This is a genomic window from Massilia timonae (assembly GCF_001866515.1).
Classification (GTDB): Bacteria; Pseudomonadota; Gammaproteobacteria; order Burkholderiales; family Burkholderiaceae_D; genus Telluria; species Telluria timonae.
The window spans coordinates 55,183-70,209 of record NZ_JRYB01000001.1; the positions used below are offsets into that span (position 1 = coordinate 55,183).

The window sequence follows — 15,027 nt, forward strand, 5'->3', positions numbered from 1 at the left end:
CGCCAGTAATCTACGTCCATACGAACACGCCATACCTTATGGAGCAGATCATGGAAAATACGACCACCAACCGCATTCACCCACTGATGGCCGCTGCCGCCGCGTCGGTCATCATCGTGAGCCTGACCGGCGCCGCCGCGATCACCGGTCTGCTGCCTACCTCGAACAGCGCGCCCGAGCCAAGCCTGCCGCTGGCAGCCGCCTCGCCGTACGCCATGCCGCAAGCGGGCATGCAGGCGCTGGTGAACGGCTATGCCGCCCAGCCTGGCCAGATGGCGCCGGTGGCGGCGGCCGGCCAGCAGATGGTCCCGGCAATGGTGCCCGCGATGGTCCCGGCCCAGCAGGTGGCGTATGCCCAGCCGGCAGTCCAACCGCAACCGCAGCCGACCGTGATCGTCAAGGAAAAGCCGGTGGTGAAAGTGGTCGAGAAGACCCGGGTGGTGCACGCCGCGCCGCAGCCGGCGCGCTATGAAGAACCGCGCTACTCGCAGCCGGCCCCGGCTCCGGCCCAGCAGCCGAACTATGTCGGCATCGGCACCGGCGCCGTGATCGGTGGCCTGATCGGCAACCAGATCGGCGGCGGCAACGGCAAGAAGCTGGCGACTGTCGCCGGCGTGATCGGCGGCGGCATCATCGGCAACGAAATCGCCAACCGCAACGGCCGCTAAGCAAGCGCTAACTTACTCTCTCTCTCCCTTGGCCGCGAACCTTCAGTCTGCGGCCTTTTTTTTGAACACGCCGACGATGATGTCGCTCGGGAACATGCGCAAGACGGGAATCGCGCACATGATCGCGACGTATTGCAGGTAGAGCGATACGGTCGGCACATTGCCGGCGCAACGCAGGCGCTCCAATAAGCCCTTGGCGCGCAGCGCCGGCAGCTCGGCCGCCTCGGCCAGTTCGAAGCCCTGCCCCGCGACCAGTTGCTGCAGGTTGCGCGGATTGAAGTAGTGAACGTGCGGCGACGGCAGGTCTTTCTGCCACAGGCGCTCAAACGGCCCGCGCCAGCCCAGGCGCGCGATCAGCTTCGACAGCCGGTAGAAGAAGCCGCGGCTATTGGGCAGGTTGAGAATCAGGATGCCGCCGTCGTGCAGGCGCGCGTGGCAGGCGGCCAGCGCGCTGCGGATGTCGGGAATGTGTTCGATCACGTCGTTGAAGACGATGACGTCGAAGCGTTCGCCGTCCTTGAGCACATCCGGAAAGTAGCCGGAGCGTACCGGCAAGCCGCGCGCGGCGGCGCGGGCGCCGACCACCGCATCCGGCTCCACGCCCAGCACGTCGAACTGTTCGCGCGCCGTCTCGAGAAACCAACCGTGGGCGCTGCCGACGTCGAGCAGGCGGGGCCGGCTGACGCTCACGTGCTGCCGGGCCCAGGCGACGATGGTGCGGAAGTTCTCGAGGCGCAGCGCCTTGAGGCCAGCCTCACGCTCGACTTCGTCAACGGCGGGACCGGTATGCGCATTGATGACGACGCTCAGGGCGGCGCTTTCATAGTTGCAAGCCGGGCAGGTCGCATGCCATCCGGCCAGGCCAGCCACCTTGGTGTTGCCACAAACGATACACGTCATGTCGAACCTCGTCAGCATCTCGAATCCCTTTAGCATATTGCAATCAAGCTATGCATTGTAGGTTTTTTATGGTGACAGACTTTAAGCAGGCGCTAAGGAACGGCGCTGTACATCCTCGGCGCTTGGAGTACAATAGAGGTTCTTGACGTTGGGGGCGACCTGGTTTCGACGTGGGTTGCAAAGCAGCGCAGGGCATACCGAGGACTGGTTACCTCGTAAATACATCCAGAAATCAATAACTGCAAACGATAACTCGTACGCACAAGCAGCTTAATTGCTGCTAGCTCTACAACACCTCGCCTCTGGGGTGAGTCGCAAGACTGGTAGAGTCATTTACAGAGGCTAGGAATCAACCGGGTTACTTGGTTGCTTCCGAAATTTAAGGTAACTCGCTTGTACAAAGGGTGCACATCCCCGTTGTGCAGGTCAAATCAAATGATAGTGCTAAGTATGTAGAACTGTCTGTAGAGTGCTTGCGGACGCGGGTTCGATTCCCGCCGCCTCCACCAACCTCTTTCCAAAAGCCGCTGATTCGTCAGCGGCTTTTCCTTTTCTGGCGACAGTTTCGGTCGCGGGTTCGAGCCGAATATCACATCACTCTTCGTCAACTTTCATACTATAGTCGCTGCGGAATATTGTACCTTTTGAAATTCTGATCGAACGTGCCCGCGCCGTCGTTTTCGTTAAGCCACAGTGAACTGCTCAGTTCACAGAGCAGAAATAATACTACCGACGCAATTTAGTTGATCGCACGCCTATCGGGCGAACACGCCTAATGAATGGTTGAAACGGTTAAATTGCGATGCCACAAAAATAAAATCTACCCAGTACCCAACCCGAGTAGACGGCCAAGAAAAATAGTGCTGGACCAGCCAGCGCACCAAATGGAAGCTCTTTTTTCATTTGCCTCTCCATCTAACGTTAATTCCCGTGTCCTTGTGGCCCACGTGGCGCGCCACCCACATCGGCTGCTCGCCGGACGACATGAAGTACGTCAAATCGCAGAAGATCAGTCTTGCCACGTTCCACCGCATCAGGTCTTATCACCGACGCAGATGCTCCCAAGAATTGAAGACAGATCGTCCCTGTAGAGCTAGCTAGTATCTTAGAAAATTCCCTAAGATACTTTGCGCTAGGGATACAGGACGGGCGTTGACGATGGACAAAGCTAAAGCCCGCTTGCCACTGCCATTCGTCAGCGGCTTTTTCATTTCGAGCGCCGTCACTGGCGGGTCAGTCCGCACCAGGAATGTCGCGCCTGCGCGCCCTTCCTTCCCACGCAGTTACACGCGACGCAGGGGACTTCACGCGCCGTTTCGCCGACGGATCCGGCGCCGCAAACATCCTCACCCTGCAAACGATCCGTTCGTCGCAACTCAAGGTCGCGTCATGCAGCACGACGCCGTCGGCCGTATCGTCCAGCGTCACTTCCGCCACCAGCAACTCGCCGACGCAGGCGGGCGCCAGGAACTGGGCGCTGCAGCGTTCCGGCGGGCGCGGCTGCGATGCACCATCGTGCTCCGTGCGCGACAACAGCGCGAGCAGGTAGGCCGACTGCTGCGCGAACTCGATCAGCACGGACTCGCGCAAGGACTGCGCACCGCCCGGCACATGCGCGGCCACGAAAGCGTCGCCGGCTTCGATCCGGCGGCAGGTGCGGATATAGTCGGGCGGCCGGCATTCGACGACCCGCTCGACCAGGATCCATTCCGGCGCGATCGGCAACAGACGCTCGATCTCGGCCCGCCTCAATGGGGGAAGCGACGGCGCGTCGATGTCTCGCACGATAGGTTCCTTTCAGCCAGTTCATACTGACTGGAAGACCGGCAAAATACGGACGAGTTCAACATCAACGCGGTCCGTCTGACATGAATTAAGCCGGGCATCACGGCGCCCCAGGCCAGTGCGTTTCTTGTCTTCAAGCCATTCTTGCGTTACCATGCCCCCGCCCTTGGGGAGTAGCCTACTTCCGCAACGGAAGTTCCCGTATCAACATACTTGACGTCTCAACGTCATGGTGCGGAAGCCTTCTGGTTGGCAAGACCATTGGCATGTTCGCACGACGATCGGGCCGTGCGACATGCCTTGTGTCGTGCCCGATCGGAAAGCTGTCATGACTCTCGCTGCAATCATCATCCTCGCCCTCGCCATGTCCACCGACGCCTTCGCCGTCGCGATCGCCATGGGTTCCCGACGCGCCCACGTCCTGTTCAAGGATGCGCTCAAGGTCGGCCTGCTGTTCGGAATCATCGAGGGTGTGACGCCGCTGGTCGGCTGGGCCATGGGCAGCATTGCCGCGTCCTACGTCGAAAGCTGGGACCACTGGATCGCCTTCGTCCTGCTCGGCGGCCTGGGTATTCGCATGATCGTCGAAGGCTGCGGCGAACCTGACACGGAAGCGGACGATCCCGCCCGCCCCTTCTGGCTGCTGGCCCTGACCGGCTTCGCCACCAGCATCGATGCGATGGTGGTCGGCGTCAGCCTGGCCTTCGCCGACACCGGCATCCTGTGGCCGGCGCTGGCGATCGGCCTGGCGACCCTGACGATGGTGACGCTGGGATTGTTGATCGGCCGCCGTATCGGGGCCGTGGTGGGCAAGCGCGCCGAGATCTTCGGCGGCCTGGTATTGATCGCGGTGGGCAGCGTCACGCTGTACGAACACCTGCAGTGACGCCGCCGCGGCAGGATCAGGACGTCGGCCCCGGGTCGCTGCCCGCCTGCTGCAGCACCATCAGCTGCTTCTGGATCGCTGCGTTGAAGGCCGGGATGTCGTCCGGCTTGCGGCTGGTGATCAGCTTGCCGTCGACGACGACTTCTTCATCAGTCCATTCGGCGCCGGCGTTGCGCAGGTCGTGCTGCAGGGTCGGCCAGCTGGTCAGGTGCTTCGACTCGGCCACGCCGGCGTCGATCAGCGGCCACGGGCCGTGGCAGATCGCGGCGATCGGCTTGTCCTCGTCGCCGAAGGCCTTGATGAAGGCGATCGACTCAGCGCTCAGGCGCAGGTTGTCCGGGTTGGCGACGCCGCCCGGCAACAGCAGCAGGTCGTAGTCGCCCGGCCTGGCGTCCTGTACGCTCAGTTCGACCTTGAATTTCTGGTCCGGCGTCAGGTGGTTGAAACCCTGGATCTCCTCGCCGGCCTTCTTCGGCGAGACCAGGATCACCTTCACGCCCTGCTCCTCGAGGAAGCGGCGCGGCTCCGTGTATTCGACCTGCTCGACGCCATCGGTCATCAGCACCGCGACGCTCCTGCCCTGCAGGGATTGGGTGGCGGCCGGCTCGACGTGATCCGCCGGCTGCATGTTTTCTGCTTGTTGCATATGGCCTCCTTGTTCAATGCGGTTCATTCGCATCGATTGTAGGTCTACCATCGCGCCCGCGGCGCGCGCATGCCTGCCGGCATTCAATTGCTCAGTCGGCCGGGTTCGTCAGCCCGATTCAATCAAGCAGATAACACACGTCGTCGCGGTCGCGCCGCCCGGTCCGGGTACACAGGAAGCCGTCCAGCCCCAGGCGCACCGAGCCATCCAGGCAGGCGCCGTCGACGTCCTCGCGCCGCAGCACCACCTGCAGCTCGCGGAACGGCACCTCGATCGCGAAGCGGTCCAGCAAGGCGGCCAGCGCCCGCGCGCCTTCGGCGCCGGGCAGGAAGCGCTCGAAGGCGTGCGCATCCAGCGGCCCAAGGCGGATGCGGATGCCCAGCTCGGGCCGCAACAGGCGCGCCCCCGCGGTGGCGCCCTCCCCCAGCACGCAGTTGCCGCATGCGAGCCGCGTGCGCTGCGCCGGCTCGAGCACGTCCCAGCGCCCGGTGAATTGCTCGACCCGCACCGGCACGCGGAAATAGGCGCGCAATACGCCCGCGATCGACTCCGCGCTGACCACCCGGCTGCGCAGCGGCGCCGCGAACCAGGCCAGGCTGGCCGCTTCCACGCCGGACATGCCGCCCCCGCGCGCCGGCACGCCGGCCAGCGCCAGCAGCAGCGGCAGGAAGCGGTCGACCTCGGGCTCCGTCGGATGGCGCACCCGGTACTTGCACCAGGCGCGGTAGAACAGCGCCACCTGGCGGCTCGACAGCAAGTCGAGGAAAGCGCGCGGCCCCTCGTCGCGCACTGCGAGCTCCCAGGCGGCGAAGCGTTCGGTGTAATGCAGCGGCAAAGTCCCCATCACGCCCAGCAACCCCATCAGCGTGGGCGTGACGCTCACCGCCGGCACGCCCTCGGTGGTCGGCACGATGGTCTCGATCTCGCTGGCCGGGAAGGCCAGTCCCAGGCTGTTGCGAAAGCGGATCAGGCCGCCGAGCGCATGCTCGGGCGCGATGCCCTGGTGCGCCAGCCAGCACACCAGCAGCCGCACCGCCTGGAAGAATTCGTAGCGTTGCGGCTGGCGCAGCAGGTCGACGATGGCGCTCGTCCGCCTGACAGCGTTCACACCAGCGCCAGGCTGCCGTTGCGGGGCTCGCATCGCAGCAACTCCTTGTCGCTCTGCCCCGACACCAGCACCAGCCGGGTAAAGCTGTTCAGGTGCACATACAGGCCCAGGAAGCGGCTCACGACCTGCGCGAACACGAACAGGCTGCTGCCGGCGAAGGCGTCCTCGTCCACCGTCATGCGCACCTCGATGCCGTGCACCAGGCTCGCGCCGTAGCGGTTGCGCAGCCAGGCGGTGGCCGGGGTCGACGCCATCGCGCTGACGCCGGCGATCTGGCGCTGCGAGGCGCCAGAGCGCGGCAGGTCGTACAAGGCCAGCGTCTCGCGGAAGGCGTCCAGGTCGGCCAGCGAGCGGTGGTTCAGCGCCAGCTGGGTCACCAGGCGCCAGTGGGTGCCATCGCGGTTGCCGAAGCGCAGCGGCGCGGAGGGCTTGCGCAGCAGGCGGATCGGCAGGCCGCTCGTCGCGGTCTCGCTGGCCAGGTCGCCGCCCGGCGCGCCAACCCCGACGCCGCAGGCCGCCGCGCCGTTGCTGCAGGTCAGGTCGATCGAGGCCACGCTGGCGTCCTCGCCCAGCAGCGAAAAGTCGTCGTCGGTGAAGGCGATCTTCATGCGGTGGCGGCTGTCGCCGCGATCGTCGCGGCGCGCGAACCAATAGCGCTGGCCATGCTCGTCCCCTTCGCCATGGCGCAAGCCGTAATAGGGACGGTACGCGACGCTGGCGGTCTTGCCGTCCTCGGTCCTGAGCACGTGCACCGCGTCGATGCTGTAGACCTCGACGCCCTCCTCGTGCCGGCTCGGCGCCACGTCGTACATCGCCGAACGGTGCGTGATGCGCACCGGCGCCGCCGCCTGGCGGAACAGGTTCACCACCGGCACGCAGCCGGTGAGCAGGTTGGCGGCCGACAGCGCGCGCAGGATGCGCGCCGGGCTGGATTCGGCGTGCATGCCGGAGAGCAGGAAATGCAGGGTGAAGCGGCGCGCGCCGGCCGGCAGCAGCGGCGCCAGCCGGGCCAGGTCGACGTCCAGGAAGTGAAATTTGTCGGGGAAGGCGAAGTATTCGGTCAGCAACCGGTAGGCGGGATGGGCATGGTCCTGTTGCGGCACCAGCGCCTCCTCTAGCTCCAGGCCGCCCAGGTGCAGCGCCGCGCCGTCGAGGCGGCGCCAGCCTTCCACGCCTTCGGCCTCGACCCAGGTCTCGACCACGTTCATGCCCAGGGCGTCGATCAGCGCCGCCGACAGCAGGCCGTCGCCGTCGACGTACAGGCGCACATGCGGCAGGCCGCGGCCATGCAGCATGCGCGCCGGCAGCGCGCTGTCGAAGGCGATGCCGATGCGCGCGCCCGCGCGCGGCGGCAGCCGGATGCGCGGCGGGACGTGGGCCACCGGCTCGAACCAGGCGCGCGCCACCTTCACCGGCGCCAGCGCCAGCTCGGCCGTGGTACGAAACACGCAGGGCGCGCCGCGCGCCCTCAGCGAACTCATCTCGGTGCCGCGCGGCACCGCCTGCACGTGCTCGATCTTGCCGGCCCGGGCCTGCGGATCGCCACCGTCCACGTGCGCGATCGAACAGCTCGGTAAGCCATGCAGGAAGTGCGGATACAGGCTTCCCAGCAGGGCTTCGGTCAGTTCCGGATAGTCGTCGTCGAGCTTTTTCGCGGTGCGCGCATTAAGCAGCGCGCAGGCCTGGATCAGGCGCCGGATATGCGGGTCTTCGCTGCCCTCCGGCCCCAGTCCCAGCTCGGCCGCCAGCCGCGGATACTGGTGGGCGAGCTCGCGCCCGACGGTGTTCAGGTAGACCAGTTCGCGCTCGAAATACGGCAACAGTTCTTCCATGAAGACCTCCTGGGGCTGTCGCTCTACGGTGGTGCAGATCGCGGCAAGTTGTCTTGCGACGGCGCAACATTAACGCCGGGATAAAACTCGTTGCGATAAGCGGATCGCGGCTGGCAATACCGGCCTTGACAATAAGTCAGTAAAATCACGGGTCCATCGACCTATCACCGCATCATGACCGCCACCACCGCCGCCACCGAAACGCCCGTCCGCACCGAGATCGCCACCCTGTGGCGCCTGTCGTGGCCGGTGCTGGTCGGCCAGCTGGCGACGGTCGGCATGGGTGTGGTCGACGTCGCCCTCACCGGCCACGTCAGCGCCGACGAGCTGGCGGCGGTGTCGCTGGGCACGGCGGTGTGGTCGATCGTGCTGGTAACCGTCATGGGCACCATGATGGCGATCAATACCGTGGTCGCGCACGAGATCGGCGCCGCGCGCCACGACCGGGTGCCGCATTCGGTGCGCCAGGCCATGTGGAAGGGCTTGCTGGTCGGCCTGGTCGGCTGCCTGTTCGCCAACCTGTGCACGCTGCTGTTCGACCACATCGGCATGGACGCCCACGTGGCCGACCGCGCCTCGCTGTTCCTGCACGTGATCAGCGTCGGCATGCCGGCCTTCGGCGTGTATCGCGCGCTGTACGGCTATACCACCAGCATCAACCAGACCAAGCCGATCATGTGGATCGCCATCCTCGGTCTCGTCTTCAACACCATCGTCGCCTGGGTGCTGGTATATGGCAAGTTCGGCTTCCCGCAACTGGGCGCGATCGGCTGCGCAATCTCCACCGCCAGCGCGCTGTGGCTGATGCTGGGCGCCATGCTGTGGTGGATCACGCGCGCGCCGGCCTACCGCCTGACCTACCCCTTCGACCGCTACGAAGGGCCGGATACCCGCGAGATCGGCGCCCAGTTGCGCCTCGGCCTGCCGATCGGCATCACCTATTTTGCCGAAGTCAGCGCCTTCGGCCTGATCAGCCTGCTGGTTGCGCGCTATGGCGTGGTGCAGGTGTCCTCGCACCAGATCGCGCTCAATTTCGCTTCGCTGGTGTTCATGGTGCCGCTCAGCTTCGCGATCGGCATGCTCACCCGCGTCGGCCAGGCGATGGGCGAAGGCGACCCGGTGCGCGCGCGCTTCGTCGGCTGGGTCGGCGTCGGCGTCTCGGTCAGCTTCGGCGTGGTGGCGGCGCTCGGCATCGCCCTGTTCCGCTGGGAGATCGCGGCCATGTATACCTCCGATCCGGCGGTGCAGCAGGTGACCGCCAACCTGCTGCTGTTCGCGGCCCTGTTCCAGCTGTCGGACTCGACCCAGGTCGCCACCGCCTCGGCCATCCGCGGCTACCAGGTGACGCGCCCGCCGATGGTGATCCAGCTGCTGTCGTTCTGGGGCCTGTCGCTGCCGCTCGGCTGCATCCTGGGCCTGGCGCCGGCCTGGTTCCCATGGTCGCCGGATGCGCCGATGGAAGCCACCGGCTTCTGGATCGGGCTGGTGGTGGCGCTGACGGTGGCGGCGGTATTGCTGACCTGGCAGTTCGAAAAGCTGGCGCGCCAGCGCATCCGCGAGGGTGGGCATCGCGCCACAGCGCATTAATCAGAGGACAAGTAATTACAGCGCCGCCCCGCCGACTCTGGTATCGTCTCGCGATTGCTGTAAATTAATATTCTTCAAGAGACATCATGCGCCCTCTCCTCCTTCTCCTGGCCGCCCTCGCGGCCACGCCCGCCATGGCCGAAAAACTGACGCTGGACCGCATCTACGGTGAATCCTCGCTGGCCGGCGCCAGCGTGCGCAACCTGCGCGTGTCGCCCGACGGCGAACGCGTGACCTTCCTGCGCCCGCGCGCCGATGACCAGTACCGTCTCGACCTGTGGGAATACAACACCAGGAGCAAGGCCACGCAGCGCCTGGTCGACTCCAAGCAACTGGTGCCGAACGAGGAATTGTCGCTCGAAGAAAAAGCGCGCCGCGAACGCGCGCGTACCGCCGGCCTGTCGGGCATCCTCAACTATTACTGGTCGCCCGACGGCAAGCGGCTGCTGGTGCCGATCGGCGGCGACCTGTATCTCGTCGATGCCGCCAAACCGGAAGCCGCGCGCAAGGTCGCCTCGGGCAACGTCATCGATCCGAAGATCTCGCCGCGCGGCCGCTACGTGTCCTTCGTGCGCGACCAGAACCTGGTGGTGATCGATCTGGCCACCGGCGCCGAGCGTCAGCTGACCACCGATGGCAAGGGCACCGTGCACAATGGCGAAGCGGAATTCATCGCCCAGGAAGAGATGGACCAGCACACCGGCTACTACTGGGCGCCGGACGATTCGCACATCGCCTACCGTCGCTACGACGAGGCGCCGGTGCCGGTGGTGCGCCGCTTCGAGATCTTCGCCGACCGCACCGAGGTGATCGACCAGCACTACCCGGCCGCGGGCGATCCGAACGTGGCGATCGAGCTGATGGTCGTCAATCCGGCCACGGGTGAACAGCGCAAGATCGACCTCGGCCAGGACAAGGACATCTACCTGGTGCGCGCCGACTTCAGCGCCGACGCCAAGACCCTGGTCTACCAGCGCCAGACGCGCGACCAGAAACGCCTCGACCTGGTGGCGGTCGACGTCGCCACCCTGGCCCAGCGTCCGCTGTTCTCGGAAACCTCCCCTACCTGGGTCGAAGTCCATAACGACCTGCGCTTCCTCAAGAACCGCCAGGCCTTCGTCTGGGCGTCCGAGCGCAGCGGCCGCAAGCATCTGTATTTGTACGACCTGAACGGCAAGCTGCTGCACCCGATCTCGCGCGGCGACTGGGGCGTGGACAATATCCTGGCCGTCGATGAAGGCGCCGGCAAGATCTATGTCTCGTCGAACCGCGACGCCGTGATCGACAAGCAGACCTATGCGCTGTCGCTGGATGGCCGCGGCGCCGACAAGCCGACCCGCATCACCCAGGGCGACGGCTGGCACGAGGCTTCGTTCGCCGGCAACGGCAAGCTGTTCGTCGATACCTATTCGAACCCGAACACCCCGCCGCAGGTGTCGATCCGTCGCGCCGACGGCAGCATGGTCGAGTGGATCGAGAAGAACGAACTCAACGCCAACCATCCGTACACGCGCCACCTCGATGCGCACCTGCCGACCGAATACGGCACCCTGAAGGCGGCCGATGGCCAGACCCTGCACTACTCGATCATCAAGCCGGCCGGTTTCGATGCCAATAAGCGCTATCCGGTGTTCCTGTTCACCTATGGCGGCCCGCACTCGCAACGCGTGACCCGTGCCTGGGGCAATTATTTTGACCAGTACATGGCGCAGCAGGGCTTCGTGGTCTTCCGCCTCGACAACCGCGGCTCGGGCCGCCGCGAGCGCCAGTTCACCGACGTGCTGCACAACAACCTGGGCAAGCACGAAGTCGAAGACCAGGTGGCCGGCATCGACTGGCTGGCCAAGCAGAGCTTCGTCGATCCGAAACGGGTGGGCGTGTTCGGCTGGAGCTACGGCGGCTTCATGACCCTGCGCCTGCTGTCCGCAGCGTCGGACAAGATCGCGATGGGCGTGTCGGTGGCGCCGGTGACCGACTGGGCGCTGTACGACACCCACTATACCGAGCGCTACGTCGGCGGCACGCCGAAGGGCGACCCGGAGGCGTACAAGCGCAGCGGCGTGTTCGCCCACCTGGACGGCATGAAGTCGCACCTGCTGCTGATCCACGGCATGGCCGACGACAATGTGCTGTTCTCGAACACCACCCTGCTGATCGACGAACTCGTGAAGCGCAATGTGCAGTTCGACCTGATGACCTATCCGGGCGCCAAGCACGGCATGTCGGGCCGCACCAACCAGCGCCACGTGTATGGGCTGATCGAGTCCTACTTCAAGAAGCAGCTGGGCGGCACGCAGCCGAACTGAGTTCGACTTCTTGGAACAAAAACGGCCGCGTCGATCGACGCGGCCGTTTTTCATTGCGCCTTTACAGCGCGGTGTGGATTATGGACGTGGCGCTGGGCGGTTCGTCTGGTCCACGGCATCCTTCACGACTTCTTTCGCGTCGCCGTAGGCTTCCTGGGTCTTGCCCTCGGCCTGGTTCGCCAGGCCCTTGGCCTGCTGTTCGGTGCTGCCCACCACTTTGCCGGCGCCTTCCTGAATCTTGCCGCCGATGTCTTTCAGTTTGCCTTCGACTTGGTCTTTGTTCATGGTGTTCTCCTTGAGTAGTGCATGCCTGAATGGCCATGCGATGGATACAGAATAGTCCTTTCGCGCCTGCTCATCTGTTAGCGCACGCACACAGTCAATCAACCCCAGCCGCGCGACATTTTTATAGCTTAAATGCTAATCTTTTCTTGCAACGCGGCGCGCCGCTCAAGAAGAGAATCCTCCATGAATAACAACAATACCGAAGCCGTCCCCGCCACCCAGGAAGCCCCACAGGCCCAACGCCGCCTGGCGCGCCGCGTGACCCTCGTCAATGGCATCGCCGTGCTGTTCATCCTCGGCCTGGCCGCCGTCGTGCTGGCGGCCGATGCGCTGTTGCTGGTGTTCGCCTGCATCCTGTTCGCCATCCTGCTCTACAAATTGAGCGAGATCATGCATCGGCGCTTCCACATGCGGCGCAAGCTCGCGCTCGGCGTGGTGGTGCTGCTGCTCAGCGCCATCATCGGCCTGGGCGGCTGGGCCATGGCGCCGCAGATTTCCGAACAGTCGACCCAGCTGGCGAAGGAAATCCCGGCCGCGATCGAGCGCCTGCAGGGCGAAGTCGAGCAGCATCCGCTGATCAAGCGCGTCGTCGACGAACTGCCGCCGCCGGAAGACATCGTCAAGCAGATGAGTTCGATGGTGCCGAATGCCGGCCTGTTCTTCACAGGCATCCTGGGCGCCCTCGGCAATGTCGTCATCATCATTTTCGTCGGCATCTATTTTGCCGCCACACCGGGCGTGTATACGGGCGGCTTCATCCGCCTGATCCCGCAACACAAGCGCGGCCGCGCACGCGAAGTCATCGACGAGATGGGCGATTCGCTGGCCAGCTGGCTGGTCGGCAAGGCGGTCTCGATGCTGATCGTCGGCACCACGACCGCGATCGGCCTCTCCCTGCTGGGCGTGCCGCTGGCACTGATCCTGGGCGTCATCGCCGGCCTGCTCGACTTCATTCCCTACCTCGGCCCGATCATGGCCGGCGTCCCGGCGGTGCTGCTGGCGCTGTCGATCAGTCCGGAAATGGCCATGTATGCGCTGCTGTTGTTCGCGGCGATCAATATGCTCGAGGGTTATGTGCTGCAGCCGATGATCGAAGCCAAGGCGATCGAACTGCCGCCCGCGCTGGTGATCGTGATGCAACTGATCTTCGGCACCCTGTTCGGCTTTGCCGGCGTGGCGCTGGCGACGCCGCTGGCCGCCGTGCTGTCGGTGCTGGTCAAGATGCTCTATATAGAAGACGTGCTGGGGGACAGACCGGCGAAGGGGGTTGGGTCGAGTTGACTTGCCTCGTTTCTGGAGTGCCGTGCCGCGGCATTTCAGAGATTGTCGGCGCAAAAATAAAGCCGCGCGATTGCGCGGCTTCGTCATGGGGCGGAAGGCAGATCAGCGGTTGCCTTTGGCGATTTCCTTCATGTCGCCAACTTTCTTCTGGACCTTGCCCTCGGCCTGATTCGACAGGCCTTCGCTCTGCTGCTGGCGGCTGCCGACGGCTTCGCCGACTTTCTGCTGCACCTTTCCGCCAACTTCCTTCGCCTTGCCTTTGACTTGATCCTTGTTCATTGCAATCTCCTTGCCTGTTACGTGGATGAGCCTTGATGGTAAGGATAACTGCCAAGCGGTTCTGTTCGACGCTTAACAAACAGGCTTACGCCACACACTGGCCAACCAGGGCTGCTGCTCGCGCGGCAAGCCGGGCGGACGGTAGTAATGGTGCAGGGCCGTGAAACCGGCCGCGCGCAGGTAGCGTTCCCAGGTGGCGTAGTCGTAATAACTGCCGTAGCGCGGGCCGTTCCAGCCTTCCTGGTTGTCGCCGCGCGGATTCGAACTGAACAGCACGCCGCCCGGCTTGAGCGCGGCGTGCAGATGCGCGAGCACCTGGGGCAAGGCAGCGCTGGGCACATGGAACAGCACGGCGTTGGCGAAAATGCCATCAAAGGTCGCTTGAGGCAAATCAAGGTGTAGGAAGTCTTGATGCCAGACCTCGCAGCCGCTGTAGTCGCGCGCCATGGCGACGAAACGCTCACTGCCGTCGACGCCGATGGCGCGGTGGCCGAGCGTGCTGAAGGCTTTCAAGTCACGCCCCGGGCCGCAGCCCAGGTCGAGGATGGTGTACGGGCTCGGCGACTCGATCGCTTCCAGCAGGGCGGCGATGTTCTGGCTGACGTCGTGGTCGATCGTGCCGGCGAAGAAGGCATCGGCATTGCGCTCGTAATGCGCCAGCGTGCGGCGGGCGATGTCGTCGTGATTGTTATCGTGATCCATGACGACAGTATGCCAGCCGGCGGCGAACGGCTTCGCCGGACATGCTCGCCACGTCAGAAAAAAAATTCAAAAAAATTTCGAAGTCACCCTAAAGTTCCCACAATCCCTGCCGTAATAGAGTCAGACAACCGGCAATCCGGCCGGAGTTTCATTGTTTTGGTGGCAACATGAACGCAAACGAAGTCCTCGCGGTGTACGAAAACCTGGCTGGCCTGACCCGTCAGATGTCGGAAGCCGCCAAGGCCGGCGACTGGAACGAGTTTGCCAACCTGAACGTGGAAGCCAAGGTCGAAGCGCGCAGCGCCGCCGCCGGCATGCCGGCCCTGGAAGGCGCCCAGCGCCTGCGCAAGATCGACCTGCTCAAGCAGCTGATGGCCAACGACCGCGCGATTCGCGACGTGACCGAGCCATTCGATGGCCAGCTGGACCGCGCGCTGCAAGCGCACTGATTCCTGGCGAATCCTGAACCAAGGCACCTGCGGGTGCCTTTTTTGTTGCCGGAACAAGGCGGGGAAAGGTTGAAGCACAAATGACAAGGCGCCCATCGGGCGCCTTGGCTGCCGCCGAGCCAGTGGCTCGGCAGCGAATCGGGTGGAGGGCGATCCCCAGCTATCTGCTGGCGTCGCCTCTTGCCGGTTGCTCCCGGCGTCCACCGCCGCTGCAGGCAAGTGGACTGCTTCCGGTCACAGGCGTTTCATCAACGGTCGTCTGTTGTCGCGCCACGCTATCGGTGGTGGCTGCGCAGACCCTGTGCCGTCTGTG

14 protein-coding genes, 1 other RNA gene and 1 riboswitch are annotated in these 15,027 nt (G+C 64.5%); of the genes, 7 read left to right on the plus strand and 8 right to left on the minus strand.

Annotated features, from left to right (window positions below; genetic code table 11):
• Nucleotides 1-50 precede the first annotated feature (50 nt).
• Nucleotides 51-668 carry a glycine zipper 2TM domain-containing protein gene (locus LO55_RS27250; protein ID WP_071363632.1) on the plus strand — a complete coding sequence of 206 codons (618 nt, stop codon included), beginning with the start codon at nucleotides 51-53 and terminating at the stop codon, nucleotides 666-668.
• Nucleotides 669-710: 42 nt separating this feature from the next.
• On the opposite strand, the gene LO55_RS00265 is transcribed toward LO55_RS27250, so the two are convergent.
• A complete protein-coding gene (locus tag LO55_RS00265) occupies nucleotides 711-1,568 on the minus strand; it encodes a class I SAM-dependent methyltransferase (protein WP_071363633.1) in 858 nt (285 codons plus the stop codon).
• Nucleotides 1,569-1,718: 150 nt separating this feature from the next.
• Here LO55_RS00265 and ssrA point away from each other — a divergent pair.
• Nucleotides 1,719-2,077: a transfer-messenger RNA gene (gene ssrA, locus LO55_RS00270) on the plus strand.
• A gap of 724 nt (nucleotides 2,078-2,801) precedes the next feature.
• On the opposite strand, the gene LO55_RS00275 is transcribed toward ssrA, so the two are convergent.
• Entirely contained in the window at nucleotides 2,802-3,353 is a 552-nt protein-coding gene (locus LO55_RS00275; RefSeq protein ID WP_143054423.1) for a hypothetical protein, read from the minus strand.
• Between the two features lie 156 nt (nucleotides 3,354-3,509).
• Nucleotides 3,510-3,678, plus strand: a riboswitch (yybP-ykoY riboswitch).
• 3 nt (nucleotides 3,679-3,681) lie between these two features.
• Here LO55_RS00275 and LO55_RS00280 point away from each other — a divergent pair.
• On the plus strand, nucleotides 3,682-4,239 hold the full coding sequence (locus LO55_RS00280; protein WP_005668955.1) for a manganese efflux pump MntP: 558 nt from the start codon (nucleotides 3,682-3,684) through the stop codon (nucleotides 4,237-4,239).
• A 16-nt stretch (nucleotides 4,240-4,255) separates the two neighbouring features.
• Here the strand turns inward: LO55_RS00280 and LO55_RS00285 are convergent, their stop codons facing one another.
• From LO55_RS00285 to tssF, 3 genes are all read right to left on the minus strand, one after another.
• Complete coding sequence (locus LO55_RS00285; RefSeq protein WP_083415064.1) at nucleotides 4,256-4,885, minus strand: type 1 glutamine amidotransferase domain-containing protein; 630 nt, start codon at nucleotides 4,883-4,885, stop codon at nucleotides 4,256-4,258.
• Between the two features lie 118 nt (nucleotides 4,886-5,003).
• Nucleotides 5,004-5,993, minus strand: coding sequence for a type VI secretion system baseplate subunit TssG (gene tssG / locus LO55_RS00290; protein WP_229409998.1), 990 nt, complete (start codon nucleotides 5,991-5,993; stop codon nucleotides 5,004-5,006).
• A complete protein-coding gene (tssF, locus tag LO55_RS00295) occupies nucleotides 5,990-7,825 on the minus strand; it encodes a type VI secretion system baseplate subunit TssF (protein WP_071359989.1) in 1,836 nt (611 codons plus the stop codon). The genes tssG and tssF overlap by 4 nt, the downstream gene beginning before the upstream one ends.
• Before the next feature lie 174 nt (nucleotides 7,826-7,999).
• Here tssF and LO55_RS00300 point away from each other — a divergent pair, with 174 nt between their 5' ends.
• Nucleotides 8,000-9,412, plus strand: coding sequence for an MATE family efflux transporter (locus LO55_RS00300; protein ID WP_071359990.1), 1,413 nt, complete (start codon nucleotides 8,000-8,002; stop codon nucleotides 9,410-9,412).
• A gap of 86 nt (nucleotides 9,413-9,498) precedes the next feature.
• The gene (locus LO55_RS00305; RefSeq protein WP_071359991.1) at nucleotides 9,499-11,718 is read left to right on the plus strand and encodes a S9 family peptidase; all 2,220 of its coding nucleotides are present in this window, start codon (nucleotides 9,499-9,501) and stop codon (nucleotides 11,716-11,718) included.
• A 78-nt stretch (nucleotides 11,719-11,796) separates the two neighbouring features.
• Here LO55_RS00305 and LO55_RS00310 read toward each other — a convergent pair whose 3' ends face one another.
• A complete protein-coding gene (locus LO55_RS00310) occupies nucleotides 11,797-12,003 on the minus strand; it encodes a CsbD family protein (RefSeq protein ID WP_005668944.1) in 207 nt (68 codons plus the stop codon).
• A 183-nt stretch (nucleotides 12,004-12,186) separates the two neighbouring features.
• Between LO55_RS00310 and LO55_RS00315 the strand changes: the two genes are divergently transcribed.
• The gene (locus LO55_RS00315) at nucleotides 12,187-13,284 is read left to right on the plus strand and encodes an AI-2E family transporter (protein WP_071359992.1); all 1,098 of its coding nucleotides are present in this window, start codon (nucleotides 12,187-12,189) and stop codon (nucleotides 13,282-13,284) included.
• Nucleotides 13,285-13,386: 102 nt separating this feature from the next.
• Here the strand turns inward: LO55_RS00315 and LO55_RS00320 are convergent, their stop codons facing one another.
• Both LO55_RS00320 and LO55_RS00325 read right to left on the minus strand, forming a co-directional pair.
• Nucleotides 13,387-13,563 carry a CsbD family protein gene (locus LO55_RS00320; RefSeq protein ID WP_005668942.1) on the minus strand — a complete coding sequence of 59 codons (177 nt, stop codon included), beginning with the start codon at nucleotides 13,561-13,563 and terminating at the stop codon, nucleotides 13,387-13,389.
• A gap of 72 nt (nucleotides 13,564-13,635) precedes the next feature.
• Entirely contained in the window at nucleotides 13,636-14,265 is a 630-nt protein-coding gene (locus LO55_RS00325) for a class I SAM-dependent DNA methyltransferase (RefSeq protein WP_071359993.1), read from the minus strand.
• A gap of 167 nt (nucleotides 14,266-14,432) precedes the next feature.
• On the opposite strand from LO55_RS00325, the gene LO55_RS00330 reads away from it, so the two are divergent.
• Nucleotides 14,433-14,714 carry a flagellar protein FliT gene (locus LO55_RS00330; RefSeq protein WP_071359994.1) on the plus strand — a complete coding sequence of 94 codons (282 nt, stop codon included), beginning with the start codon at nucleotides 14,433-14,435 and terminating at the stop codon, nucleotides 14,712-14,714.
• Nucleotides 14,715-15,027 lie beyond the last annotated feature (313 nt).